The following is a 25330-nucleotide window of genomic DNA, read 5'->3' as shown; positions in this document are numbered from 1 at the left end:
CGATGCGCCTTTTTTATATCTTTGACATCCTAACACGTAAAAAATGATGATTACCAAAGCAACCGCATCTGATATCACGGCACTCAACACATTGATAAATTCGGCTTATCGCGGCGAATCCTCTAAAAAAGGCTGGACTACAGAAGCCAACATTTTAGAAGGTTTGCGAACCACCGAAAGGGAATTAGCAGAAACCTTAAATGATCCGAAAAATACTATCTTAAAATACACTGATCAAGACAAAATTATTGGTTGTGTTTTGTTAGTTCAAAAGGAAAATCAACTGTATTTGGGAATGCTGACAGTATCACCCGAATTACAAAATGGAGGTGTTGGTAAAAAACTACTTCAAAAAGCTGAAATTCATGCCAAATCACTTTCATTACCCAAAATTGTAATGACAGTAATATCTGTTAGAGAGGAACTAATAGCATGGTACAAACGCAATGGTTATACAGAAACAGGCGCACGCGAGCCATTTCCCTCAAGTGATGTCCATATTCCGATTACAGCTGAGCCACTAGAATTTTTAGTTCTCGAAAAGGTACTTTAAGAAAACCATTTGGGTTACAAAACCATTTCTTCAAATAGGCGTTGGGTAGTTAAATCTAAATCATCGCACAGTCCCGCATGCGGACGAGAAGTTTGTATCACAGAGCTGCGCAAGGCGGTTAACCATCTAAAACGAGAAGGAATATCAAACTGCGCTATTGGGCCTGCTTGTTTTTCGCCATGCGCAATTTTTGCCAAAGCCTCGACATTTAATTGCAGTTGTTCAACGTCTAATTCTTTCGAAAATAATTGCAATTTCAAAGCATTGATGGTAAAAAGAACTTTAATAAATTTGGCTTTTTTACAAAACAGAATGACACCAACATTGAGAAATTCTTCGCGCTCAACTTGAGGTACCACTCGTATTACCGCGTACTCATATAAGTGTTTTTCTTGCATTTTGCGCTTCTTTTATAAAAATTTCAGAATGTTGTAATCGGGTCGTTAAAAAGTTGAAATACACTTGGCGGATTTGTTCAGGAGTTTCATCTGTATCTTCCCAATGCAACCAAACTTCAGGGATTAAATTGACAATTTCTTGTAAAACCTTAGGCGTTAAAAGAGTTTTACTAGCAGCATCTACTTCATCAAGTAACGTAGCTTGTGGCAAAAGTACATGATCTTTAATCAACCCAAAAGGACTTTGTGCATGCTTCTCCCATGTAGTCCAAGAATGATGAAAGTACAAACTAGCACCGTGATCAATCAACCACAATTCTTTTTTCCACAACAACATATTAGTATTTCTAAACGTACGATCTACATTGGTAATAAAAGCATCCAACCAAACAATTTGAGAAGCTAATTTAGCATCAACTTGCGTAACTACAGGGTCAAAATTAATAGCACCAGACAAATAATGCAGTGCCAAATTAAGACCTTGACTACCTTGTAGTAAATCTTGAATTTCTTCATCTGCCTCTGAGCGACCAAAAGCTTCGTCAAGGTGTGCAAAAACCAATTCAGGCATTTTCAAACCCAAAAAACGAGCAATTTCTCCCCCAATTAACTCCGCAATAAGTGCTTTTACACCATGCCCTGCTCCTTTAAATTTTAAGACATATTTAAAATCATCATCGGCTTCAGCTAATGCGGGCAACGATCCACCTTCCCGTAAAGGCGTAATGTAACGCGTCACGTTTACTGTTCTCAGATGCAGTGTTTTATCCATAATTTAATTGGCTAAGGCATTTTTACCTATTTGCAAATTTACAAATAAGTGCTGTAAAATATCAGAATTAGCACCAATACTATTTATTGGGCATTGCTAATCGAATGAATCGATATTCATTTTCCTAACCGATAATCAAAAAACACAACACCGAAAACGATTGAAATAATCCCTCAAAGAACCTTTGTCACACCGAATAAAATCAATAAATTAGCGACTTAAAATTTTAGATTCAACACAATGAAAAATACTGCGCTAACGCACATACATGAAAGTTTAGGAGCAAAAATACTACCATTTGCAGGCTTTAACATGCCTATTTTATACGAAGGAGTTAATGCTGAACACGAAACCGTACGTAACGCGGTAGGTGTTTTTGATGTTTCGCACATGGGCGAATTTTTGCTTACGGGACCAAATGCTCTAGCTTTAATCCAAAAAGTAACATCAAATGATGCAGCTACTTTAACTATTGGAAGAGCGCAATATTCTTGTTTACCTAATGCTGATGGCGGAATTGTAGACGATTTATTGGTGTACAAAATGAAAGAAGAGCAATATCTTTTGGTCGTAAATGCATCAAACATTGATAAAGATTGGGAATGGATTTCTAGCCACAATGATTTAGGTGTAGATATGAAAAACCTATCAGACGACTATTCACTTTTAGCTATTCAAGGGCCAAAAGCAGTTGAGGCAATGCAATCATTAACTTCTGTTGATTTAGCGTCTATTGCCTATTATCATTTCGAAGTGAGTGACTTTGCAGGGATTGAAAATGTTATTATTTCAGCAACGGGATACACAGGTTCAGGCGGCTTCGAAATTTATTGCAAGAATGATGAAGTAGAGCAAATTTGGAACAAAGTTTTTGAGGCAGGTGCTGCATTTGGAATCAAACCAATTGGTTTGGCAGCTCGTGATACTTTACGACTGGAAATGGGATTCTGTTTGTACGGAAACGACATCAACGATACCACCTCGCCATTAGAAGCTGGTTTAGGCTGGATTACAAAATTCAACAAAGATTTTGTGAATGCCGCAAATTTAAAAGAACAAAAAGAAAAAGGAGTTAGCCGCAAATTAGTAGCTTTCGAAATGCAAGAACGTGCCGTACCAAGACACGATTACGAAATAGTGAATGCTGAAGGAACTATAATTGGTATTGTAACTTCAGGAACTATGTCGCCTTCTATGAACAAGGGAATTGGATTAGGATACGTTACCACAGAAAACAGTAATATTGATCGTGATATTTTTATCCGAATCAGAAAAAATGATGTTCCTGCAAAAGTAGTTAAGCTACCTTTTTACAAAAAATAATCCTTTAAAGGATCTTAAACAAAAAACCGGTAAGCAGTAGCTTCCGGTTTTTTTTATCTCGAACTTCAAGAAATTAGTTTATTTTTTATGAATTGTGATGCTTGCTTTCTCCCCTTTCTTTAAATTCGACATTAAGTCAAAAGAGGTATCTCCATCAAACAAAGTAATTTTAGCGGTATTAGGGGCTATTGTACCTTCGTTAATTGCTTCAATTTTAAACTCATTTTTAGTCCCATCCAGAAATACTTCGATAATTCTTTTAGCATTGGTTAATTTATGCTTGGTCAGAATTAATTTGTTATTTTGATAAATATTTACCACATCGCCATCTTCTTTACCAATGTCGTAAATCTCCATTTTAAATTTATTCGATCCCCAAAAAACATTTAAATTTTCATCGTTACTCAATCGATTTGTTTTTAAACTGTCCAAGACTTTCAAAGGATTAATATTCTCTTTAGTTTTCACATCAACCTTATTCGATTTTTGAATGCGATTATTTACCTTATTGACCAAATTATAAAGTTTAGTACTTCCTATTAAAACAAGTGTACCATCAATACACTTCTGTTTATTTTTGTACAAACCTTTAAATGCTCCTTCTAATTTACTAGTACTTTGCACCAACTTTAATTTTCCTGAGAAATTAACAAAACAAAATGCACTCTGCTCAAACTTTGATTTGGTGTACACAATATTTGTTTCGCGGAACTCAAACAACTTTAGTTTTTTATTATAGCTACCTTCTATTAAATTTTTGGTTTCATGCTTACCTGCTAAATCAGTAATTGAATAGCCCTTTAATTTTCCGTTCAATTCCTCAAAAACCAAACGGTATGTGATAACACTTTTTTCATTTCCATTCAGTTTTAATGCTCCAAGAAACTCATAATTATTTTGTGAAAATGCTTTTTCTGCTGTTAGGAAGTATCCTAGGAGGCACAGAAAAAAAATTGTTCTTTTTTTAATAAAAATATACATCGGTATTTTAGTTTTTTATTTATATTTGGCACAAACTTAAACTTTTTCTTATGAAAATCAAATTACTTTTTACAGTTGTACTGTTATTTTTAGGTGTTTTGACAACAACCTACGCGTCTTTCCCTGTGCAAAGAGCAACGAGTGAAAACACTACAGTAGTGAACACTCAAGAAGATGAGTTATCATCTCCAGCCGCTATTGCAAGCGGAAAAAGCCAATTGATAGCTTTATTATTAGCTTTTTTCGTTGGTGCAATTGGTATTCACCGTTTTTACCTAGGGTACACTTGGCAAGGAATTGTTCAGTTGTTAACATTCGGAGGTTGCGGAATTTGGGCTTTAATTGACTTAATTCGCATCATCACTGGAGATTTACAACCAAAAGGAGGTTCATACTCTACAACACTTTAAGACAACCTAAAAATGCGTAAAGCTTATTTTTACCTTTCGAATCTTGTATTGATATTAGCGCCAATTGTTTTGCTCTTTTTACCGAAAACTTTGTTTGATAATGGAGAAAGCACTTGCTTGTCTGTAGTATTGGCAGGAATTGAATGTTATGCTTGCGGACTCACAAGAGCTGTAATGCATTTTATTCATTTTGACTTTATTAAAGCTTGGGAATATAACCCACTTTGCTTTGTTGTAGTACCGATGCTATTTGTCATGTGGCTAAAAGCAATTTACGATATTCAAGGTAAAAAAATGCCGGGCATTATAGGTAGATTAACTTATCCAAAAGAGGCTTAGGCCTCTTTTTTTTGCTTTATTTTTTTATATTTGCACTTCAAAATAATTAATAGAAATGGGAAGAGCGTTTGAATTTCGAAAAGGAAGAAAAATGAAACGTTGGTCAGCAATGGCCAAAGCGTTTACCAGAATTGGTAAGGATATCGTGATGGCTGTGAAAGAAGGTGGACCAAATCCAGAAGCCAACTCCAGACTAAGAGCGGTGATCCAAAACTCGAAGGCAGTTAACATGCCAAAAGAAAATGTGGAACGCGCCATCAAAAAAGCAACTGACAAAGATACAGCTAACTACAAAGAACAATTATTTGAGGGTTACGCTCCACACGGAATTGCTATTTTAATCGAAACAGCAACAGATAACAATAATCGTACAGTAGCCAACATTCGCAGTTATTTCAATAAATGTAACGGTACTCTAGGAACGCAAGGATCTGTGGAGTTTATGTTTGACCACACTTGTAATTTCCGTATTCCGAATAACAACCAAGATATCGAAGAACTCGAATTAGAATTTATCGATTTTGGTGCAGAAGAAATTTTTGCTGATGAAGATGGTATTTTAATTTATGCGCCTTTTGGAAGCTTTGGAACCATCCAAAAAGAACTAGAAAGTCGCGGAATAGAAATTCTTTCTTCAGGTTTTGAAAGAATTCCACAAATTACTAAAAAACTTACTGAAGCTGAAATGGCGGATGTGGAAAAATTGATCGAAAAAATCGAAGAAGATGATGACGTGATGAACGTGTATCACACTATGGAAGAATAAATTCCTTGTTATACAATTCTAAAAGCTCTTGTTTTACAAGGGCTTTTTTTTTACCGCTATAATTAACCACAAAGCAAAAAAAACTCCAGATTGCTCTGGAGTTTTGTATGGAATTTAATTCAATGTTGAACTATTTAATGAATTCGATTTTTTGAACTTCCTCTTCGTTGATGCTATCAAAAAAGCCTTGCTCATTCATCCAATCATCGCTAAATACTTTGCTCATATAACGAGAACCATGATCAGGAAAAATAGCAATTACGTTGCTGTTTTCATCAAACTCTCCTTCTTCAGCATATTGCTTGATGGCTTGCATAACTGCACCAGAAGTATATCCTACAAACAAACCTTCTTTTTTAGTGATTTCACGAGCAGTATGAGCACTTTCCTCATCAGTCACTTTCATGAACTTGTCAATAATATCAAAATCAGTTGCCGATGGAATTAAATTTTTCCCTAACCCTTCAATACGGTATGGATAAATTTCTTCGTTATCAAACTCTCTTGTTTCGTGGTATTTTTTTAACACCGAACCAAAAGCATCTACTCCTAAAATTTTGATATTCGGATTTTGCTCTTTCAAATATTTGGCAGTACCAGAAATAGTTCCTCCGGTTCCGCTGCAAGCAACTAAATGCGTAATCTGTCCGTTAGTTTGTTTCCAAATTTCTGGACCGGTAGAGTTATAATGTGCATCAATATTCAACTGATTAAAGTATTGATTGATGTAAACTGACCCTTTTGTTTCTTCGTGTAAACGTTTTGCAACATTATAATAAGATCGCTCATCATCTGCTGAAACGTGCGCTGGGCAAACATAAACTTTGGCGCCCAAGCTACGCAACATGTCAATTTTATCTTTTGATGACTTTGAACTTACTGCTAAAATGCAATTATACCCTTTAATGATACTTACCATAGCCAAACTAAATCCCGTATTCCCTGACGTAGTTTCTATAATGGTATCACCAGGAGTTAAAATTCCACGTTTTTCAGCTTCTTCAATTATATATAATGCAATTCTATCTTTAGAGGAATGTCCTGGATTAAAAGCTTCAACCTTAGCGTAAAAATTTCCAACTAGATCTTCAGTAACTTTATTTAGTTTAATAAGGGGTGTATTCCCTATTAATTCTAAGACATTATTATAAGCAGATATTTCTTTTTTCATAAAAAAATAGTTAGTCGCACCGACTATAAATTCGAACGCGCATGGTGCAAATTTAACAAAAATAATCTAATTAGTTTTTAATTTCTTCTAAATCTAACAAAAAACTGTATTCCTTAGCGAGTTCTTTCAATGCTTCAAATCGCCCTGAAGCCCCGCCATGACCCGCATCCATATTGGTATTCAAATACAAAACGTTATCATCGGTTTTAAATGCACGAAGCTTGGCCACCCATTTGGCAGGCTCCCAATACTGCACCTGCGAATCGTGCAGGCCTGTTGTAATAAGCATATTAGGGTATTTTTGTGCTTTTACGTTATCATAAGGCGAATAAGACAACATATAATCATGGTATTTTTTTACGTTTGGATTTCCCCATTCGTCGTATTCACCCGTTGTCAATGGTATAGTATCATCTAGCATGGTTGTTACAACATCAACAAACGGCACCTGAGCAATTACGCCTTTATACAATTCAGGAGCCATATTGACCACCGCACCCATTAACAATCCACCTGCTGAACCTCCTTCAGCGTACAAATGATCTGCAGAGGTATAACCTTGCTCTATTACAAATTTCGAGCAGTCAATAAAATCAGTAAACGTGTTTTTCTTTTTCAGCAATTTCCCATCTTCGTACCATTGCCTTCCTAAATCTTCGCCTCCGCGGATGTGTGCAATTGCAAAAACAAATCCACGATCTAAGATAGAAAGTCGTGTAGAAGAAAAATAGGTATCCATCGTTACACCATATGAACCATATGCATAAAGTAATAAAGGATTTTTACCATCTTTCTTTAAGCCTTTTCTGTAAACCATCGAAATTGGCACTTTGGTACCATCCTTCGCAGTAGCCCATACACGTTCTTCGGTATAATTTTCTTTATCAAATTTACCACCTAGAACTTGTTGCTCTTTTAGAATCGTTTTCTCCTTAGTTGCCATGTTAAAATCAATGACTGACGAAGGTGTAGCCAATGACTGGTAACTGTAACGCAAAACATCTGTATCAAAATCGATATTCGTCGTAGTGAAAGCATTGTAAGTCTCACTACCAAAAGGTAGATAATAGTCCGCTTCCCCACTCCAAGGCATAATTCGGATGTGATTTAAACCATTGGAGCGTTCTTCTACAACTAAATAGTTTTTAAAAATTTCAATATCTTCCAGCAAAACATCTTCACGGTGTGCAATTACATCTTTCCAATTTTCTTTAGATGTAGCGTTTTCTGGAGTTTTCATTAGTTTGAAATTACTCGCCTTATCCTTGTTGGTCAAAATGTAGAAAGAATCACCAAAATGCGAAATACTATATTCTAAACCACGAACCCTTTTTTGAAAAATCGCAAATTCGCCGTCAGGCTGCTCCGCATTTAAAATGCGGTACTCCGTTGTTAGGGTACTTCCGGAACTGATTACAATATATTTTTTGGACTTTTCTTTACCAACAGAAACACTAAATGTATCGTCTTTTTCATAAAAAACAACCACATCTTGATCAGCTGAAGTACCTACTTTGTGTTTAAAAACCTTATCGGAACGCAACGTAACCGTGTCTTGTCGGGTATAAAAAATAGTTTTATTATCATTTGCCCAAACTGAACTACCGTCAGCATTTTCAATGGTATCAGAGAATAATTCGCCCGTTTCTAAGTTTTTGACTTGAATGGTGTAAATTCTTCTTCCCACCGTATCGATTCCGAAACTCACCAATTTATTATCAGGGCTGATACTCATACCGCCAAGTTGAAAATAAGAGTGACCTTTGGCTAATTCATTACAATCAAAAAGAATTTCTTCTGCAGCGCTCAAGCTTCCTTTTTTTCGAGAATAAATCGGATAATCTTTTCCTGTTTCGTAACGAGTAATGTAATAATAACCATTATACAAATACGGTACGGACTGGTCATCTTCTTTAATACGAGCTTTCATTTCTTCATACAAAGCCTTCTGAAAATCTTTCGTACCAGCAGTAGCAGCTTCGTAGTAGGCATTTTCTTGATTCAAATAATCAATGACTTCTGGATTCTCGCGATCGTTTAGCCAAAAATAATTATCGATACGTTTTTGATTGTGTTTTTCTAGCGTTTTAGGTATAATTTTAGCTTTTGGCTGAGTCATAGGAGTTACTATTTTTTGTGCTTGCACATTACTATTTACAATTGCAAAAATAAGACAAACACCACTAAGGAAGGGTGTGTTTTTCATGAATCTTTTATTGATAATGACTACGCAATATAGTAATTTTGTATCTGAATTAACTTAAAAATAGCTAAACATGGATTTAATGGGAATGATGGGCAAATTAAAAGAGACCCAACAAAAAATAGAAGACACAAAAAAAAGACTTGATACAGTATTGATTGACGAACAAAGTTCAGATGGATTACTAAAAGTGACTCTAACTGCTAACAGAGCGATCAAATCAATTAGTATTGATGATGCACTTTTGGAGGATAAAGAACAACTAGAGGATTATATGATTTTGGTTTTAAACAAAGCTATCGCAAAAGCTTCTCAAGTTAATGAAGCCGAATTGGATGCTGTGGCAAAAATGGATATGCCGATGATTCCAGGAATGGATAATTTGTTTAAATAAAAAAACGTTTAAGGTTTACCATTTTTTGAAATCAATAATAATGGTAAACCTTAAACTTTAAAAAATTTTTGAATTAGTTTTATACTAATTTTTGAAGTGTTTCAAGCACATAAGTATGCATTACTTCTTTATAATCTAAATGGGTTACGATACGTAATTTACCATGACCCATTGAACTAATTAAAATATTTTTTTGCTTTAAAAGTTCGATTAAATTCTTCTCGATTACATTCGGAACCAAAGTAAAAATCAAAATATTTGTTTCTACTGGCTCTACAGAAGCTACCCAACTTACCTTTTTCAATACTTCTGCAATTTCTTTGGCTCTGCGGTGGTCTTCGGCCAAGCGCTCAATATTATTGTCTAATGCATAAATTCCGGCTGCAGCCAAATAACCTACTTGGCGCATTCCTCCACCAAATATTTTTCGGATGCGTAAAGCACGATGAATTGTTGCTTTATCACCCAAAAGCACAGAACCAATTGGAGCTCCCAAACCTTTTGATAAACACACTGAAATCGTATCAAAAATTTGCCCAAAAGCTCTAGGATCTTGTCGTTTAGCTACCAATGCATTCCAAATTCGCGCGCCATCTAAATGGAATTTCAAATTATTGGCTTTACAAACTGCTTGAATTTTTTGCAAATCTTCAATTTCATAACAAGCGCCACCGCCTTTATTGGTAGTGTTTTCAACGCAAACCAAACTCGTTAACGGGCTGTGGTAAAATTCAGGATCATTAATCGCTGCTGCCACCTGATCTGCTGTAATCATTCCGCGTTTTCCATCAAGCAAACAGCAGGATACACCGCTATTGAACGAAACTCCACCACCTTCGTAATGATAAACATGTGCATATTTGTCGGCAATTAACTGCTCGCCTGGTTGCGTATGTAATTTAATGGCCGTTTGGTTAGCCATCGTTCCTGAAGGAAAAAAAAGTCCAGCCTCCATACCGAACATAGCAGCTACCTTGGCTTCAAGAGCAATAACTGTAGGATCTTGCTTGTACACATCGTCTCCCACAGTTGCGTTTAACATGTGCACTAGCATTTCGCGAGAAGGTTTTGTAATCGTATCGCTTATTAAATTTATTTCCATAATATATTTTTATTTAGACACCGTGCAATACTTACAATTGCACCGTCGCATAATTTTCCTATTTTTGTGGCACAAATTTACACAATACGAATTGTTATTTCCAATAAGTTCCGTTAAATCTGAACTAATATTACACAGCAAAAACGTAGCGAGGTAAAATGATAAAATAACAACCTAGTACACTAATTTTTATGACAACTACCGAACAAATAAAAGGTATTGTGGAGCGCCTTGGTGCGTTGAGGAGGTATCTTTGACGTTGATGCCAAACTAATTGAAATTTCTAACGAAGAAGAAAAAACATTTGCTCCCGATTTTTGGAACAATCCTAAAGAGGCTGAACTTTTGGTAAAAAATCTTCGAAACAAAAAAAAATGGATAGAAGACTACAATAAAGCGGTTGAAATGACCGACGAATTAGAGTTAGCCTATGATTTTTATAAAGAAGGAGAACTTTCTACCGAAGAATTAGACGAGCAATACACCAAAACAGAGGTACATATTGAGGCCATCGAATTCAAAAACATGCTCTCTGACGAAGGCGATACGCTTAGTGCAGTCATTCAAATTACAGCTGGTGCTGGTGGAACTGAAAGTTGTGATTGGGCCGAAATGCTTACGCGTATGTACATGATGTGGGGCGAAAAATACGGTTATAAAATCAAAGAACTGAACTTTCAAAAAGGAGAAGCCGCTGGAATCAAGACAGTAACTTTAGAATTTGAGGGCGATTATTCATTTGGCTATCTCAAAGGAGAAAACGGCGTACACCGTTTAGTACGTATTTCGCCTTTTGATAGTAACGCCAAACGACATACTTCATTTGTGTCCGTTTACGTGTACCCGCTTGTTGACGATAGTATTGAAATTGAAATCAATCCTGCGGATATTGAAATTACTACCTCTCGCTCTAGTGGCGCAGGTGGTCAAAACGTGAACAAGGTAGAAACCAAAGTACAGCTGTTTCACAAACCAACCGGTATTCAAATTCAATGTTCAGAAACGCGTTCACAGCAAGACAACAGACAACGTGCTATGCAAATGCTTCGATCACAATTGTATGAAATTGAATTGAAAAAGAAGCAAGCACAACGTGCAGATATTGAAGCCGGAAAAATGAAAATTGAGTGGGGTTCACAAATCCGAAATTACGTGATGCAACCTTATAAACTAGTTAAAGACGTCAGGACAGGCTACGAAACGAGTAATGTGGATGGCGTCATGAATGGTGAAATTGATGCGTTCCTAAAGGCCTATCTGATGATGATGGGACAAAAAGAAGAATAAATTTTAAAATCCTATAAAAACATTTTTATAGGATTTTTTATTAAAAAAAAGAAAATTAAAAATGCATTTGTAAAACTTGAATCACAATCCAATAATAGGCTTAGCGTGGTAAAATCTAAGATTAATTAGGATAACTACGGGTAAATTCTTTTATTTGAAAAATATTTAACTCAAAAACAACCAATTTTTCAATGAAATCCTATACAATTAACGAAATAAACGAAATTCTTAACGGAGAAATCGTTGGGTCAACCCTAACAAGCATTACTGCTCCTGAACAATTAGAAGCTGCCAGCACTACGGAGATTTCATTTATAGGAAACAAAAAATACGAAAAATTTTGGGCAACCTCAAAGGCTTGTACTGCTGTTGTAAATGAAGATATTAGCATCGAACCAGGTGATAATCGAGCTTTTATCAAAGTAAAAAATGCCGACTTGGCTATGTCACAAGTTTTAGAACTTTTTGCTCCACCTACTCCAGTTTTTGCGGTAAGCATACATCCTACTGCAACAATCGATGCTACCGCACAAATTTGCAATGGCGCTAAAATTGGTGCTGGATGCTACATAGGACCGAATGTAATAATTGGCGACAACTCAACTATCTATCCAAACGTAACCATTTTAGACGAATCAACCGTAGGTAAAAATACAGTAATTTGGTCGGGTACGGTGGTAAGAGAGCGCTGTCATATTGGTAACGATTGTATTATTCATCCCAACGCAACAATTGGTGCTGATGGTTTTGGTTTTCGACCTGATCCGCAACGTGGCTTGGTAAAAATTCCACAAATTGGCAATGTCATCATTGGTAACAATGTTGAAATTGGCGCCAACTCTTGCGTTGACCGCGGTAAATTCAGCTCAACCGTTCTTGGTGATGGATGCAAAATTGATAATCTGGTACAAATAGGTCACAACAGTAAACTTGGTAAATTTTGTATCATGGCTGGAAATAGCGGATTGGCTGGATCTGTAACCTTAGGAAACGGCGTAATCATTGGTGGCAGCGCATCGATAAAAGACCACACGACTATTGGTGATGGTGCTATTGTTGGTGCAGGATCTGGTGTAACCGGCGACATTCCTGCCGGAAAAACGATGTTGGGATACCCTGCGGTTGAAGCCAGAGATGCCTTAAAACAATGGGCCATCTTAAAAAGACTCGTTAACGAATCTAAAAATAAATAATTATTTTTTTTATCATATCCATAAAAAAACAGAAGTTCGCTTCTGTTTTTTTGTTTATATAGCAATCAAACACGCTATTTTTTTCACTAGAACACGACATTGATACTAATAATTAAGTTCCTTTTTGTATTTTAGCACAAACTTTTATAACTATAATTGACCATGGATTTGAACTTCAATAAAAACGAAGACCACAATAAACTTTTGTTATCTGCTTTACGCCAAAGATTAAGCGTTGTTAAACTTGGCGGCGGCGAAAAACGAATTCAAAAATTGCATAGCGAAGGTAAAATGACAGCTCGCGAGCGCATAGATTATTTATTAGACCCGAAAGCAAAAAGTATAGAAATTGGAGCTTTTGTTGGAGAAGGAATGTACAAAGAACACGGCGGATGTCCATCAGGAGGTGTAGTGGTAAAAATTGGCTATATCAAAGGCAAACAATGCGTAGTTGTTGCCAATGATGCCACTGTAAAAGCGGGTGCTTGGTTCCCAATTACAGCAAAGAAAAATCTTCGCGCACAAGAAATCGCAATGGAAAACAGATTACCCATCATTTACCTTGTAGATAGTGCCGGTGTTTATCTGCCGTTACAAGATGAAATTTTTCCAGACAAAGAACATTTTGGTCGAATTTTCAGAAATAATGCGCAATTGAGCAGTATGGGTATTACACAAATTGCTGCAGTTATGGGAAGTTGTGTAGCTGGTGGTGCGTACTTACCCATCATGAGTGACGAAGCTATGATTGTTGATAAAACCGGAAGTATCTTTTTGGCAGGAAGTTATTTAGTAAAAGCTGCCATTGGCGAAAGCATCGATAATGAAACTTTAGGCGGTGCAACAACACATTGTGAAATATCAGGTGTGACTGATTATAAAGCCAAAGACGATAAAGATGCTTTGGATAGAATTAAAAAAATAGTCGATAAAATTGGTGATTTTGACAAAGCTGGTTATAACCGTATTGCTCCAGAAAAACCAAAATTTGACGAAAATGAAATTTACGGTTTGTTGCCAAAAGCGCGTAGCGAACAGTACGATATGATGGATATCATTCACCGATTAGTAGATAATTCTGAATTTGAAACGTATAAAGATGGTTACGGACAAACCATAATCACAGGTTATGCCCGCATTGACGGCTGGGCAGTTGGAATTGTGGCTAACCAACGTAAAGTGGTAAAAACCAAAAATGGCGAAATGCAGTTTGGAGGAGTTATTTACTCTGACAGTGCTGATAAAGCAACTCGCTTTATCGCAAATTGTAACCAAAAGAAAATTCCGTTAGTATTTGTACAAGATGTTACCGGTTTTATGGTGGGTTCAAAAAGCGAGCACGGCGGAATCATCAAAGACGGTGCGAAGTTAGTTAATGCCGTTTCTAACTCTGTTGTTCCAAAATTCACTGTCATTGTAGGTAATTCTTACGGTGCCGGCAACTATGCCATGTGTGGTAAAGCTTATGACCCTCGATTAATTTTTGCTTGGCCAAGCGCTGAACTAGCAGTTATGGGCGGAACGCAAGCAGCCAAAGTTTTAGCTCAGATTGAAGCTTCATCACTCAAGGCAAAAGGTGAACTGGTAGACGAAACGAAAGAAAAAGAATTATTCGACACTATCAAAGCGCGTTATGACGAACAAGTTTCTCCTTACTACGCAGCTTCACGATTGTGGACAGACGCCATCATTGACCCTCTTGATACCAGAACTTGGATTTCTATGGGAATTGAAGCGGCCAACCACGCTCCTATTGAAAAAGCGTTTAACTTGGGCGTAATTCAAGTGTAAATCACATTGATTAAATTACTAAAAGCAAAATATATAAAACAAAATAGCCCGATATAAAGTCGGGCTTTTTTTGTGGAACTAAAAAAGTTAAAAATCGATTAGTTATCCTTTTAAAACAAAAAAGTGAGTTGTTTCCAACTCACTTTTCTAACAAATTAAATTCAAAATCTAAACCAAATCAAAACGGTCAAGATTCATTACTTTAGTCCAAGCTGCAACAAAATCGGTTAAAAATTTATCTTGGCTTGTACTGTATGCATATACTTCGGCAAGTGCTCTTAATTCTGAATTAGAACCAAAAATCAAATCAACTCTTGTTCCAATCCATTTGATACCACCAGCCATACGATCGCTACCTACAAAAGCATCATCTGATTCAGAAACCGCTTTCCAAGTAGTACCTAAATCCAATAAGTTCACAAAGAAATCATTAGTTAAAGCATCTACTTTTTTAGTGAATACTCCGTTTTGAGATTGGTCAAAATTAGTGTTCAATACACGTAATCCACCAACCAAAACGGTCATTTCTGGCGCAGTTAAAGTCAATAATTGCGCTTTGTCTATAAGCATTTCTTCTGCAGAAACAGTGTATTTAGTTTTCACATAATTTCTAAATCCATCCGCTTGTGGCTCTAAAACTGCAAACGACTCTACGTCTGTTTGTTCTTGAGAAGCGTCTGTTCTACCAGCTGCGAAAGGAACTGTAATTGCGTGTCCTGCATTTGCTGCTGCTTTTTCAATTGCCGCATTTCCAGCCAAAACAATCAAATCGGCAATTGATAAATGCTTCCCAGTAGTTTGCGCCGCGTTAAATTCATTTTGAATTCCTTCTAAAGTTTGTAAAACACGTTGCAATTGTGCTGGATTGTTGACTTTCCAGTTTACTTGTGGCTCTAAACGAATACGTGCTCCGTTAGCTCCACCACGCTTATCAGAACCTCTAAATGTAGATGCTGAAGCCCATGCCGTACTTACTAATTCAGAAATACTCAATCCTGAAGCTAAAACTTTTGCTTTCAAAGCTGCCTCATCTTCAGCATCTATTAAAGCATGAGTAACTGCAGGAACTGGATCTTGCCAAATTAATTCTTCAGCAGGAACTTCTGGTCCTAAATAACGAACTTTTGGTCCCATATCACGGTGTGTCAATTTGAACCAAGCTCTTGCAAAAGCATCATTGAAAGCGTCAGGGTTAGCCAAGAAATGTCTTGAAATTTTTTCGTAAGCTGGATCTACTCTTAAAGATAAATCAGTAGTTAACATAAACGGCTGGTGCGTTTTGTTTGGGTCGTGCGCATCAGGAACTGTACCTGCTCCTGCATCACCAACTGGTTTCCATTGGTGTGCTCCACCTGGACTTTTAGTTAATTCCCATTCGTAACCAAATAAGTTTTCAAGGTAATTGTTACTCCAAGTTGCAGGAGTGGTTGTCCATGCACCTTCTAATCCGCTGGTAATTGTATCCGCACCGTTTCCAGTACCGTAAGTGTTTTTCCAACCTAAACTTTGCTCTTCCATCGAAGCTGCTGCAGGCTCTGCTCCAACATATTTATTTGGATCAGCAGCACCGTGCGTTTTTCCTAAAGTATGTCCACCCGCAATAAGAGCAACTGTTTCTTCGTCATTCATAGCCATTCTACCAAAAGTCTCTCTGATATCTTTAGCTGCCAATAGTGGATCTGGATTTCCATCTGGACCTTCTGGATTCACATAGATCAATCCCATTTGTACTGCTGCTAACGGATTTTCAAGTTCACGATCACCAGAGTAACGGCTGTGTGGTTCTGTACTTAATGAAAGCCATTCTTTTTCAGGTCCCCAATAAATATCTTCTTGTGGCTCCCAAACATCAACACGACCTCCTGCAAAACCAAATGTCTTAAAACCAGCTACCTCAAGCGCACAGTTTCCTACTAAAACCATTAAATCTGCCCAAGATACTTTGTTCCCGTATTTTTGTTTGATTGGCCATAATAATAGTCTAGCCTTATCTAAGTTAGCGTTGTCTGGCCAGCTGTTTAGGGGTGCAAAACGTTGTGTACCAAAACCTGCTCCACCTCTACCATCTGCAATACGATAAGTACCTGCACTATGCCAAGCCAAACGAATGAAGAACGGACCGTAGCTGCCATAATCAGCAGGCCACCAATCTTGTGAAGTAGTAATTACCTCTTTAATATCATTTTTTAAAACCTCTAGATCAACTGATTTAAATGCCTCCGCGTAGTTAAAGTGCTCTCCCATCGGGTTTGAAGCCACTCCATTCTGACGCAAGATATTTAGGTTTAATTGATTTGGCCACCAATCGCGATTGATTTTGCCATGACGTTCGCTTTGCTTCGGCGCATTTGCACCAGCAGAGAAAGGACATTTACTCTCTCCATTGACATTGTAAGAGGTAGGTCTTGAATTATTTTCCATAATATGTTTGATTTTTAATTTTCTAGTTTCAAATTTACCAATAAAAATTCGAGTGTAATTAAAATTTCAATAGATAAAAACTATACTGTAACAAAAAAATCATACTTCAGACCGATGTTAAACGTCTCTTTCTACCAATTAATCAAATAGATATCCTTGAATTAAGTTCCTTTTCAAAATCAACTACGGAAGCTTGTATTTTATGCTAAAGAAAGCAATTGACATGAGAAAATCAATTAATGAGGCAGACGATCTTTTAAAAGTCCATATACCCAAGTTCCAAAAATAGCAGCTAAAAGAGGAACTAACATCACAGTGGCACCGCTCCCTATTTGTGCAAATAAAGGACCGGGACAAGCACCTGTAAGTGCCCAACCGAAACCAAATAGTAATCCGCCTATAATTTGACCTTTGTGAAAGGGCTTGTCTTGAAATGTAATTGGCTGACCGGAAAATGTTTTGATTTCATATTTTTTGATAATAAATACAGAAAGCATTCCTACTACTACTGCACTACCAATTACACCGTACATATGAAAAGATTCAAAGCGAAACATTTCTTGAATTCGGTACCAACTAATGATTTCGGCTTTAATAAAAACAATTCCGAAAAGTGTCCCGACGATTAAATATTTTAAAGAGTTTAAAAAGCTAACACGATTGCTGTCCTGCTCCTTATTATTAGGTGTAATATTTTTAAATTGATTCATTGTATTAAAATTAAAGTGTTAAGATTAGAGGCAGGATAAAATGAACCATCAGCAAACCACCGATAAAAAAGCAACAAGTTGCAATTAAAGACGCTACTTGCAAATTGGATAAGCCTGAAATAGCATGACCACTTGTGCAACCTCCTGCGTAGCGCGAACCAAAACCAACAAAAAACCCTCCAAGCACCAAAACCACAAAACCAGGAATTGTACCTAAATTAGACCAAGAAAACAATTGTTCGGGAAGCAGGCCTTTAATTTCAGTAATACCATATTGGGCTAAGTCAGTTTGTAATGATGAGGAGATTTGTATAGGATCTGGATTTGAAAGTCCAAAAAAGGCAATCACGCCTCCAAGCACAATTCCCAACACAAAAAATAAATTCCAAATTTCCTTTTTCCAATCGTATTTAAAAAAAGGAATATTTGCAGGTACACAAATAGCGCAGGCATGGCGCAAAGAGGAGCTAATTCCGAATGATTTGTTTCCAATTAGCAATAAAGCGGGAACAGTTAAACCTATCAGCGGGCCAGCGACATACCAAGGCCAAGGTTGTTGAATAAATTCTAAAATTTCCATAGTGTTAATCATAAATTATTTTTGACAAAGGTGAAGTTTTGCACCAAAAGGTTCTGTTACTTTTGTCACATAACTCCTTTTATTTGCAGATTCTTTTCAGGTTAATCTATCAAAAGAATACTTTACAGTCATTCTTAAAGTTTTAAATATTCAAGTTGGTAATCGCCTACGTGTTTTTTATTGTTAGCAATTGATTTTCGGTGAACAAAATAATTTATAATTCCGAAAACAAAAATGATCAATGAACTGGCAAACAAGCCCAATTCGATATAAAAGCTATTTGGAACTGCAATCAAATTTTTAAGGCTTAAACCTGCTATTAAAAAATACATAGCCGTTCGCATAAACGACAAAAAAGTAGATTGATTAGCCAGCGTTGTGCGCTGAAGTGCTAGTTTTTCTCGTAAAATGAGATCTTTATTTTTCTTTTGTTCTGAATTCATCGTGGTACTTATTTAAAATTGAATGCTAATTTGCTCGCAAGAGATTAAACCAGTTTTTCATCTGACACAAAAGTAAGAGCCATATAAAACACTCACAGTGACAAATGTTACAGAGGCAATAATTATGAAATAAAAATGGAAGGATTTGGAAAAGACTGATGCGCAAATTGCTAAAAGCCTATTATAAGAAGGAAATCAAGAATAAAAAAAATGCCGGGAAGATATTGGGATAATAAAAATAAAAAACCCTGTAAATCAATAGATTACAGGGTTTTTTTGTGGAGTCGCCGGGAATCGAACCCGGGTCCAAACAAGCAACTAAAAAGCTTTCTACGCGCTTATTTCCTGATTGAATTTTCGATAGTGTGCTCGGCCAGAAACAACCACACCCTACTTATCTTCTTAATGTCGAAATCCACCCGAAGCTCATGGAAATCTAGGTTTATTTTTACGGTTCCCCTGTACTGAACGCCACAAACCAAGGCTTTCAAGGAGAATCCAGCTTTCCTATCTGATAGGAACGTGGCGTAATCGTACTATAATTCGGATTATGCAGCTAAAGCGTAGTTATTTTCGCCGTGTAAAAGTGTAAGATCTTATATTTACGAGCAAGGTCTCAATGCTCGACGTGCTTACTTATCAATTCGACTTGCTGTCAAAACCAGTCGACCCCATTTTTCTCATTTTTTTTGAGAGTGCAAATGTACACTTTTTTATAATGTACTATTTCAAAAATAGTGCCTTTTTATTTACTCGTCCTGAAATTTAAAAGGATAATCTCCGAATAAAGTCGCCAGTTTTCTAACATCATACGTTTTGCGTGTAAACTTATTTGAAAGTGCAATGATAGTGACGCCTTCCTTAGTTAAAGTAATGTAAGAGGAAGTGTTCCCGTGCCACCAACCATTGTGAAAATAAAAATTTTGTCCTGTCTCCCAATTAATCATTCGGATACCAAGTCCGTAATTTTTAGTTCCCTTACGTTCGTTGCTATACGGCTGGTACACTTGTTTATTTAGGTCTTTCGACAAAAACTGAGCACTGCTCCTAGCACGATCAAATTTCAATAAATCTCGTGGCGTGGAGTAAATATTTTTATCTCCGTACACTGCATCAAGATAATCCTTTCCTATTTCTACTTTATTGCCTTTATACGAAGTGACAGCAGTTTCTTTATCGCGTTCGTAATCAAAAACATAAGTGTTTTTCATGCCTAGCGGCTCGAAAATAATTTTTTTCATAGCCTCTTCATATGACAATTTTGTAATATTTTCTATGATTAGCGCCAACATTGCATAATTGGTATTACAGTATGCAAAACGAGTATCAGTTGCAAACTCTAAACCAATATCCTTGGTTGCCATAATAGTCAAAATATCCATATTAGTCAAAGTATTACGTCTATCCCAAACCGATTTATCACGATCGGTAAAATAAGCATAGTTACGCAATCCGCTACGGTGATTCAGCAAGGTACGCACTGTCACTTCTGGATAAGGAAAAGACTTTAAGATAGTATTTACTTTTTGATCTAAACTCAACCTTTTGGCGTTAACCAATTTTAAAACTGCAGTGGCCGTTAGCACCTTGCTAACTGATGCAATATGCAATGGAGTGTTCGCTGTAATAACAGTTTCATCTCTAAAATTGGAGAAACCTTCGTATTTTTCATAAATGATTTGACCATTTTTGGCTACCAAAAAACTTCCATTTGCAGTTTGATTGGGCCAGTTTTTTTGGTAAAAAGAATCAATTTCAGCCCGCTTCACATTAATATATGATGCAGTCAGTTTTGGCTCAGCTGCTGACAAAGGTTTCATAATTGGCAACCTATTTTTTGGCAATTGATCGTCTCGTAATTCTACCTTTACTTTCTCTTTGGCACAAGATCCAAAAATCAAAAAAAGGAGTGATATATGTAGTATATTTGCGTTTTTAATAAAATTCATTTTGGTATAACTAGAAAGACAAATATATAGAATCAGTCTGTTTTTGCTCCTTCTTTTTTTTAAACCTTAACAGTATTTTATAAGTCCTACAAGGCTTTTGGAATGCTACTAAATTGTACATCAGTGCATACTTGAATAAAAACTATCGAATTTTTCGAAAAAAAATTAAAAGAGAAATGGTATTTGTTATATTTGTAACAAATGGTATTATTAAAGTTATATTATAATTTAGAAAAAACTTATAAAATGAAGTTTGGAATCATAAAAGAACGTAAAAAACCAGCAGATCGTAGAGTGGTTTTTTCTCCAGAGGCATTGGTACAATTACAAAATCAATATCCAAGCATAGAAATTCTTGTTGAAAGTTCAGATTGTCGCATTTTTACAGACGACGCCTATGAACAAGCCGGAATTGAAGTTGGTACTGATCTTAGTACTTGCGACATTTTGCTGGGCGTAAAAGAAGTTCCTGTTGAGGCACTAATTCCTAATAAATCGTATTTCTTTTTTTCGCACACGATCAAAAAACAGCCGTACAATAGAAATTTGCTACAAACCATATTGAAAGAAAACATTTCTTTGTTTGACCACGAAACTATCGTGAATGCTAAAAACCAAAGGCTAATAGGTTTTGGTCGCTATGCTGGCATGGTTGGTGCGTACAACGGAATTCGTGCTTTCGGAATCAAATTTGAATTGTTCAAGTTACCTAAAGCAGAAACCCTTTCGGGAAAAGAAGCGCTGATTGCACAACTGAAACGTGTGATTTTACCTCCAATTAAATTTGTAATTACCGGTAGCGGAAAAGTAGGCAGTGGCGCCAAAGAAATACTCGATGCCATCAAAATCAAATCAGTAACCGTAGAGAATTATTTAACTAAAAATTACACTCAAGCCGTTTACACTCAAATTGATGTTTTAGATTACAACAAACGAAAAGACGGTCAAGTTTTGGATTATTTTGATTTTTACCAAAACCCAACTGAATACGAAACCAATTTTGAACGATTTACCACTGTTTCTGATGTTTATATTTCAGGACATTTTCATGCCAATGAAGCTCCAATGATTTTGACACAAGAAATGTTGAATTCAAAAGATTGTAAGATCAAAATTGTAGCGGATGTTTCCTGCGATGTGAACGGACCAATTGCTTGTACTTTACGTGCCTCAACAATAGCAGAACCATTGTACGGCTACTTGCCGTTAGAAAACAAAGAAGTCGATGTTTTTCATCCGGGTGCGATAGTGGTCATGGCAGTTGATAATTTGCCTTGCGAGTTACCAAAAGATGCTAGCGAAGGATTTGGGCAAATGTTTCTAGAGCATGTGATTCCGGCTTTCTTCGATGGAGATAAAGACGGTATTTTACAACGTGCACAAATTACTCAAAACGGCAAATTAACCGAGAGATTTAGCTACTTGCAAGATTATGTCGACGGTCAATAAACAGATTTTTACGTATATTGGTAACTCATAATTAATACGCTTCGAATAAAATCAGTACTATAATTTATACTCATTAGCCTGTAGCCTTTGGTTACAGGTTTTTTTTTTCAATTCGTTATCCTAACAATTACCATTCAATTAACAATCCGTAAAGACTTGCAAAGGGAAGTATTGCTTAATTTTGTAAAAAAAATACAATGTCAGCATCTCTTCCTATTTCGATTTTAGAATTGGCAATTATCGCCGAGGATAGCAACGCTACTGCAACTTTAGAAAGAACTAAACTACTGGCTCAAACAGCCGATAAATTGGGTTACAAGCGCTTTTGGCTGGCCGAACACCACAATATGGCGCATGTTGCCAGTTCAGCAACCGTAGTTTTAATTGGTCATATAGCTTCGCAAACGCAAAACATTCGCGTCGGCTCTGGCGGAATCATGTTACCCAACCACGCGCCACTAATTGTGGCTGAACAATTTGGAACACTAGCGACTTTGTACCCCAATCGTATTGATTTAGGATTAGGTAGAGCACCAGGTACCGATGGTTTAACAGCGCAGGCTATTCGTAAAGATTTTGTAGAACAATCGCAACGTTTCCCAGAAAACGTAACGGCTTTACAAGACTTTTTTAACGTCAATAATGCTTCCGCAAAAGTACGAGCGTTTCCTGCAGAAGGTGTTGCTGTACCCATTTGGATTTTAGGTTCCAGTTTAGACAGTGCCGCATTAGCAGCAGCTAAAGGACTTCCGTACGCATTTGCAGGTCATTTTGCTCCAAAACTCATGCATCAAGCATTTCAATATTACCGCGATCATTTTGAACCTTCAGCATATTTGCAAAAACCCAAAATCATGGCTTGTGTTAATGCCGTAGCTGCAGATACAGACGAAGAAGCTGCAAAACTTGCCACAAGTTTAACGCAAATGTTTTTGAACTTAATTCGAAACGACCGCAAACCCTTGCAACCGCCCGTTGAAGATATGACTGATCTAATGAACGAAGTAGAAAAATTTCATGTAGATCAAATGACAGCCTGCTCTTTTGTGGGAAACCCTGAAAAAATTGTGCGCGAACTGCAACAATTTATACAATATACACAAATAAATGAGCTCATGATTACGAGTCCGATTTATGATTTTGATGCAAAAATAAAAAGTATGCATCTTATGAAAACAGTTGCAGAATCAATAATTACTTCAAAAAAAGAAAATCTTGTACTGTAGCGTACAAGATTTTTCTTTTTTTATTCTTGAGCCAAAAAATCTTATAAAGAAGACTATTTTAATTTACCCACCATATCTTCTGGTCGAACCCATTCGTCAAATTCTTCCGTGGTGACATATCCTAATCGAACAGCCTCCTCCTTCAGAGTAGTTCCATTTTTATGTGCCAACTGAGCAATTTCTGCTGATTTGTAATACCCAATTTTAGTGTTTAAAGCAGTTACCAACATCAACGAATTGTTAAGCAACTCAGTAATCCTTTTGTAATTAGATTCGATTCCTTGAGCGCAATGCACATCAAATGACACACAAGCATCTGCTAACAATCGCGCTGACTGTAAAAAATTAGCAGCAATCATGGGTTTAAAAACATTTAACTCGTAATGACCTTGCATGCCTCCTATTGCTATAGCAACATCATTACCTAAAACCTGAGCGCACACCATTGTTAAAGCTTCGCATTGCGTTGCATTCACTTTTCCTGGCATAATTGAGGAACCGGGCTCATTCTCTGGAATAAATAATTCTCCAATACCAGATCGCGGTCCCGATGCTAACATTCTGATATCGTTTGCAATTTTGTTTAGAGAAACAGCCAATTGCTTAAGTGCGCCATGGGTTTCTACCAGCGCATCGTGTGCAGCCAAAGCTTCGAACTTATTTGTAGCGGTTACAAAAGGATGACCAGTAAATTGTGCGATGTAATTTGCAACTTTTATATCGTAACCATCAGGTGTATTCAAACCCGTTCCTACAGCGGTACCTCCCAATGCTATTTGAGAGAGATGATCCAATGTATTTTCTAAAGCCCGAATTCCAAAATTTAATTGTGCCACATAACCCGAAAGTTCTTGTCCTAAAGTTAGCGGTGTTGCATCCATTAAATGTGTACGACCTATTTTTACAACGTCGCGAAACGCAATGACTTTATTGTGCAAAGTATCGCGAAGTTGCTGCACTGCAGGAATTGTTTTTTCAACCACAATTTTATAAGCTGCTATGTGCATTGCCGTGGGGAAAGTATCATTTGACGATTGCGATTTATTCACATCATCATTCGCTTTAACAAATGGTTCATCAATACCAATTTGTAAACCCGCCAAGACTTGTGCTCGATTGGCTATTACTTCGTTGACATTCATATTACTTTGCGTTCCAGAACCCGTTTGCCAAATCACAAGTGGAAATTGGTCAGCTAAACTACCCGCTAAAATTTCATCGCAAACGGCACTGATAGCCTCTTTTTTCTCTTCTGATAAAACACCTAAGTCGAAATTGGCGTGCGCTGCCGCCTTTTTCAAATAGGCAAATCCCTCTATTATTTCGATCGGCATTGAGGCAGTTGGTCCAATTTTAAAATTGTTCTTCGATCGCTCTGTTTGGGCGCCCCAATATTTATCCTGAGGTACTTTTACTTCGCCCATGGTATCTTTTTCAATTCGGTATTTCATTTTAAGTATTATTTAGGTGTGTTGGAGAATCTAAAATAACTTTAAACCTCATCATTTCAGCATTTTAAAAACAAACCAAAGTCGTTTTGATTTTTCAAGAAAGTAAGTTAAGCTATTTATTGTAAGGTTGAAAATTGTCATCAGTTTTTATGAAAAATTATTGCTATCACAAAGAATTAAACTTACATTTGTAGCAACATTCAAAATTCCGGAAAACATGTTTGAATTTTCACAGTATTTAGGCTTTTTACTTTTCTTGACCATACTAACTATAGGTTTTTGGTTAATGTTTTTTCTAGTTGGTTTCGTATCCTATTGGGTTGGCGGGGCTAGTTGGGAAGCTTTCAAAGAGAAAAGAGCAAAAAAGAAGCAAGAACAATCAGCATAAGCTTTTTGTTATTATAAAAAAGGACATCCA

The 25330-nt window shown here is 36.6% G+C and carries 24 protein-coding genes and 1 other RNA gene; 12 read left to right on the top strand and 13 right to left on the bottom strand.

The window, feature by feature from the left end:
* Positions 1 to 43: 43 nt before the first annotated feature.
* On the top strand, positions 44 to 553 hold the full coding sequence (locus tag L1S34_RS11660; RefSeq protein WP_236364161.1) for a GNAT family N-acetyltransferase: 510 nt from the start codon (positions 44 to 46) through the stop codon (positions 551 to 553).
* 14 nt (positions 554 to 567) lie between these two features.
* Here the strand turns inward: L1S34_RS11660 and L1S34_RS11655 are convergent, their stop codons facing one another.
* Together L1S34_RS11655 and L1S34_RS11650 are read right to left on the bottom strand one after the other, a co-directional pair.
* On the bottom strand, positions 568 to 951 hold the full coding sequence (locus L1S34_RS11655) for a DUF3037 domain-containing protein (protein ID WP_236364160.1): 384 nt from the start codon (positions 949 to 951) through the stop codon (positions 568 to 570).
* The gene (locus L1S34_RS11650; protein WP_236364159.1) at positions 929 to 1723 is read right to left on the bottom strand and encodes a HipA family kinase; all 795 of its coding nucleotides are present in this window, start codon (positions 1721 to 1723) and stop codon (positions 929 to 931) included. The genes L1S34_RS11655 and L1S34_RS11650 overlap by 23 nt, the downstream gene beginning before the upstream one ends.
* A 240-nt stretch (positions 1724 to 1963) precedes the next feature.
* Here L1S34_RS11650 and gcvT point away from each other — a divergent pair, with 240 nt between their 5' ends.
* On the top strand, positions 1964 to 3046 hold the full coding sequence (gcvT, locus tag L1S34_RS11645; RefSeq protein ID WP_236364158.1) for a glycine cleavage system aminomethyltransferase GcvT: 1083 nt from the start codon (positions 1964 to 1966) through the stop codon (positions 3044 to 3046).
* Between the two features lie 78 nt (positions 3047 to 3124).
* Here the strand turns inward: gcvT and L1S34_RS11640 are convergent, their stop codons facing one another.
* Positions 3125 to 4027, bottom strand: a complete 903-nt coding sequence (locus L1S34_RS11640; protein ID WP_236364157.1) for a hypothetical protein — start codon at positions 4025 to 4027, stop codon at positions 3125 to 3127.
* Between the two features lie 50 nt (positions 4028 to 4077).
* Here L1S34_RS11640 and L1S34_RS11635 point away from each other — a divergent pair, with 50 nt between their 5' ends.
* The 3 genes from L1S34_RS11635 to L1S34_RS11625 are packed head-to-tail and all read left to right on the top strand — an operon-like array spanning position 4078 to position 5542.
* Entirely contained in the window at positions 4078 to 4437 is a 360-nt protein-coding gene (locus L1S34_RS11635) for a TM2 domain-containing protein (RefSeq protein WP_166133712.1), read from the top strand.
* 12 nt (positions 4438 to 4449) lie between these two features.
* Positions 4450 to 4776, top strand: a complete 327-nt coding sequence (locus tag L1S34_RS11630; protein WP_236364156.1) for a DUF2752 domain-containing protein — start codon at positions 4450 to 4452, stop codon at positions 4774 to 4776.
* A gap of 55 nt (positions 4777 to 4831) precedes the next feature.
* Complete coding sequence (locus tag L1S34_RS11625; RefSeq protein ID WP_166133708.1) at positions 4832 to 5542, top strand: YebC/PmpR family DNA-binding transcriptional regulator; 711 nt, start codon at positions 4832 to 4834, stop codon at positions 5540 to 5542.
* A gap of 130 nt (positions 5543 to 5672) precedes the next feature.
* Here L1S34_RS11625 and L1S34_RS11620 read toward each other — a convergent pair whose 3' ends face one another.
* The gene (locus L1S34_RS11620; RefSeq protein ID WP_166133706.1) at positions 5673 to 6713 is read right to left on the bottom strand and encodes a PLP-dependent cysteine synthase family protein; all 1041 of its coding nucleotides are present in this window, start codon (positions 6711 to 6713) and stop codon (positions 5673 to 5675) included.
* Between the two features lie 70 nt (positions 6714 to 6783).
* Positions 6784 to 8919, bottom strand: coding sequence for a S9 family peptidase (locus L1S34_RS11615; RefSeq protein ID WP_370637618.1), 2136 nt, complete (start codon positions 8917 to 8919; stop codon positions 6784 to 6786).
* A gap of 70 nt (positions 8920 to 8989) precedes the next feature.
* Here L1S34_RS11615 and L1S34_RS11610 point away from each other — a divergent pair, with 70 nt between their 5' ends.
* Entirely contained in the window at positions 8990 to 9310 is a 321-nt protein-coding gene (locus L1S34_RS11610; protein WP_210790012.1) for a YbaB/EbfC family nucleoid-associated protein, read from the top strand.
* A 79-nt stretch (positions 9311 to 9389) separates the two neighbouring features.
* Here the strand turns inward: L1S34_RS11610 and L1S34_RS11605 are convergent, their stop codons facing one another.
* A complete protein-coding gene (locus tag L1S34_RS11605; RefSeq protein WP_236364155.1) occupies positions 9390 to 10412 on the bottom strand; it encodes a threonine aldolase family protein in 1023 nt (340 codons plus the stop codon).
* 191 nt (positions 10413 to 10603) lie between these two features.
* Between L1S34_RS11605 and prfB the strand changes: the two genes are divergently transcribed.
* From prfB to L1S34_RS11590, 3 genes are all read left to right on the top strand, one after another.
* Positions 10604 to 11699 (top strand): peptide chain release factor 2 gene (prfB, locus tag L1S34_RS11600; RefSeq protein ID WP_236364154.1). Its coding sequence is split into 2 segments (ribosomal slippage): positions 10604 to 10666 and positions 10668 to 11699, totalling 1095 coding nucleotides; the frame shifts between segments, so codons are not numbered across the junction.
* 191 nt (positions 11700 to 11890) lie between these two features.
* Positions 11891 to 12892: a UDP-3-O-(3-hydroxymyristoyl)glucosamine N-acyltransferase gene (lpxD, locus tag L1S34_RS11595; protein ID WP_236364153.1), complete on the top strand. Its 1002-nt coding sequence runs from the start codon at positions 11891 to 11893 to the stop codon at positions 12890 to 12892.
* A gap of 162 nt (positions 12893 to 13054) precedes the next feature.
* Entirely contained in the window at positions 13055 to 14683 is a 1629-nt protein-coding gene (locus tag L1S34_RS11590) for an acyl-CoA carboxylase subunit beta (RefSeq protein WP_236364152.1), read from the top strand.
* A 168-nt stretch (positions 14684 to 14851) separates the two neighbouring features.
* Here the strand turns inward: L1S34_RS11590 and katG are convergent, their stop codons facing one another.
* From katG to L1S34_RS11560, 6 genes are all read right to left on the bottom strand, one after another.
* A complete protein-coding gene (gene katG / locus L1S34_RS11585) occupies positions 14852 to 17104 on the bottom strand; it encodes a catalase/peroxidase HPI (protein WP_236364151.1) in 2253 nt (750 codons plus the stop codon).
* A 236-nt stretch (positions 17105 to 17340) separates the two neighbouring features.
* Positions 17341 to 17814 carry a DUF6691 family protein gene (locus L1S34_RS11580; RefSeq protein WP_236364150.1) on the bottom strand — a complete coding sequence of 158 codons (474 nt, stop codon included), beginning with the start codon at positions 17812 to 17814 and terminating at the stop codon, positions 17341 to 17343.
* Between the two features lie 10 nt (positions 17815 to 17824).
* A complete protein-coding gene (locus L1S34_RS11575) occupies positions 17825 to 18388 on the bottom strand; it encodes a YeeE/YedE family protein (RefSeq protein WP_236364269.1) in 564 nt (187 codons plus the stop codon).
* Between the two features lie 140 nt (positions 18389 to 18528).
* Positions 18529 to 18837, bottom strand: coding sequence for a DUF202 domain-containing protein (locus L1S34_RS11570; RefSeq protein WP_236364149.1), 309 nt, complete (start codon positions 18835 to 18837; stop codon positions 18529 to 18531).
* A gap of 276 nt (positions 18838 to 19113) precedes the next feature.
* Positions 19114 to 19510, bottom strand: a transfer-messenger RNA (tmRNA) gene (gene ssrA, locus L1S34_RS11565).
* A gap of 76 nt (positions 19511 to 19586) precedes the next feature.
* Entirely contained in the window at positions 19587 to 20786 is a 1200-nt protein-coding gene (locus L1S34_RS11560) for a serine hydrolase domain-containing protein (protein ID WP_236364148.1), read from the bottom strand.
* 246 nt (positions 20787 to 21032) lie between these two features.
* Between L1S34_RS11560 and L1S34_RS11555 the strand changes: the two genes are divergently transcribed.
* Both L1S34_RS11555 and L1S34_RS11550 read left to right on the top strand, forming a co-directional pair.
* On the top strand, positions 21033 to 22235 hold the full coding sequence (locus tag L1S34_RS11555) for an NAD(P)-dependent oxidoreductase (protein ID WP_236364147.1): 1203 nt from the start codon (positions 21033 to 21035) through the stop codon (positions 22233 to 22235).
* Between the two features lie 197 nt (positions 22236 to 22432).
* Positions 22433 to 23461, top strand: coding sequence for an LLM class flavin-dependent oxidoreductase (locus L1S34_RS11550; protein WP_236364146.1), 1029 nt, complete (start codon positions 22433 to 22435; stop codon positions 23459 to 23461).
* Positions 23462 to 23514: 53 nt separating this feature from the next.
* On the opposite strand, the gene fumC is transcribed toward L1S34_RS11550, so the two are convergent.
* A complete protein-coding gene (gene fumC, locus L1S34_RS11545) occupies positions 23515 to 24912 on the bottom strand; it encodes a class II fumarate hydratase (RefSeq protein WP_236364145.1) in 1398 nt (465 codons plus the stop codon).
* A gap of 217 nt (positions 24913 to 25129) precedes the next feature.
* On the opposite strand from fumC, the gene L1S34_RS11540 reads away from it, so the two are divergent.
* Positions 25130 to 25300, top strand: a complete 171-nt coding sequence (locus tag L1S34_RS11540; protein ID WP_166133677.1) for a hypothetical protein — start codon at positions 25130 to 25132, stop codon at positions 25298 to 25300.
* The last annotated feature ends 30 nt before the right edge of the window (positions 25301 to 25330 follow it).

The organism is Flavobacterium sp. K77, from assembly GCF_021608205.1.
Taxonomy (GTDB): domain Bacteria; phylum Bacteroidota; class Bacteroidia; order Flavobacteriales; family Flavobacteriaceae; genus Flavobacterium; species Flavobacterium turcicum.
This window is presented reverse-complemented; position numbering and strand designations above follow the sequence as displayed.

What these genes read in the sequence shown, in the direction of transcription:
- L1S34_RS11660 (WP_236364161.1), top strand. Translation starts at nt 44, where the DNA reads ATGATGATTACCAAAGCAACCGCATCTGATATCACGGCACTCAACACA.
- L1S34_RS11655 (WP_236364160.1), bottom strand. Translation starts at nt 951, where the DNA reads ATGCAAGAAAAACACTTATATGAGTACGCGGTAATACGAGTGGTACCT.
- L1S34_RS11650 (WP_236364159.1), bottom strand. Translation starts at nt 1,723, where the DNA reads ATGGATAAAACACTGCATCTGAGAACAGTAAACGTGACGCGTTACATT.
- gcvT (WP_236364158.1), top strand. Translation starts at nt 1,964, where the DNA reads ATGAAAAATACTGCGCTAACGCACATACATGAAAGTTTAGGAGCAAAA.
- L1S34_RS11640 (WP_236364157.1), bottom strand. Translation starts at nt 4,027, where the DNA reads ATGTATATTTTTATTAAAAAAAGAACAATTTTTTTTCTGTGCCTCCTA.
- L1S34_RS11635 (WP_166133712.1), top strand. Translation starts at nt 4,078, where the DNA reads ATGAAAATCAAATTACTTTTTACAGTTGTACTGTTATTTTTAGGTGTT.
- L1S34_RS11630 (WP_236364156.1), top strand. Translation starts at nt 4,450, where the DNA reads ATGCGTAAAGCTTATTTTTACCTTTCGAATCTTGTATTGATATTAGCG.
- L1S34_RS11625 (WP_166133708.1), top strand. Translation starts at nt 4,832, where the DNA reads ATGGGAAGAGCGTTTGAATTTCGAAAAGGAAGAAAAATGAAACGTTGG.
- L1S34_RS11620 (WP_166133706.1), bottom strand. Translation starts at nt 6,713, where the DNA reads ATGAAAAAAGAAATATCTGCTTATAATAATGTCTTAGAATTAATAGGG.
- L1S34_RS11615 (WP_370637618.1), bottom strand. Translation starts at nt 8,919, where the DNA reads ATGAAAAACACACCCTTCCTTAGTGGTGTTTGTCTTATTTTTGCAATT.
- L1S34_RS11610 (WP_210790012.1), top strand. Translation starts at nt 8,990, where the DNA reads ATGGATTTAATGGGAATGATGGGCAAATTAAAAGAGACCCAACAAAAA.
- L1S34_RS11605 (WP_236364155.1), bottom strand. Translation starts at nt 10,412, where the DNA reads ATGGAAATAAATTTAATAAGCGATACGATTACAAAACCTTCTCGCGAA.
- lpxD (WP_236364153.1), top strand. Translation starts at nt 11,891, where the DNA reads ATGAAATCCTATACAATTAACGAAATAAACGAAATTCTTAACGGAGAA.
- L1S34_RS11590 (WP_236364152.1), top strand. Translation starts at nt 13,055, where the DNA reads ATGGATTTGAACTTCAATAAAAACGAAGACCACAATAAACTTTTGTTA.
- katG (WP_236364151.1), bottom strand. Translation starts at nt 17,104, where the DNA reads ATGGAAAATAATTCAAGACCTACCTCTTACAATGTCAATGGAGAGAGT.
- L1S34_RS11580 (WP_236364150.1), bottom strand. Translation starts at nt 17,814, where the DNA reads ATGAATCAATTTAAAAATATTACACCTAATAATAAGGAGCAGGACAGC.
- L1S34_RS11570 (WP_236364149.1), bottom strand. Translation starts at nt 18,837, where the DNA reads ATGAATTCAGAACAAAAGAAAAATAAAGATCTCATTTTACGAGAAAAA.
- L1S34_RS11560 (WP_236364148.1), bottom strand. Translation starts at nt 20,786, where the DNA reads ATGAATTTTATTAAAAACGCAAATATACTACATATATCACTCCTTTTT.
- L1S34_RS11555 (WP_236364147.1), top strand. Translation starts at nt 21,033, where the DNA reads ATGAAGTTTGGAATCATAAAAGAACGTAAAAAACCAGCAGATCGTAGA.
- L1S34_RS11550 (WP_236364146.1), top strand. Translation starts at nt 22,433, where the DNA reads ATGTCAGCATCTCTTCCTATTTCGATTTTAGAATTGGCAATTATCGCC.
- fumC (WP_236364145.1), bottom strand. Translation starts at nt 24,912, where the DNA reads ATGAAATACCGAATTGAAAAAGATACCATGGGCGAAGTAAAAGTACCT.
- L1S34_RS11540 (WP_166133677.1), top strand. Translation starts at nt 25,130, where the DNA reads ATGTTTGAATTTTCACAGTATTTAGGCTTTTTACTTTTCTTGACCATA.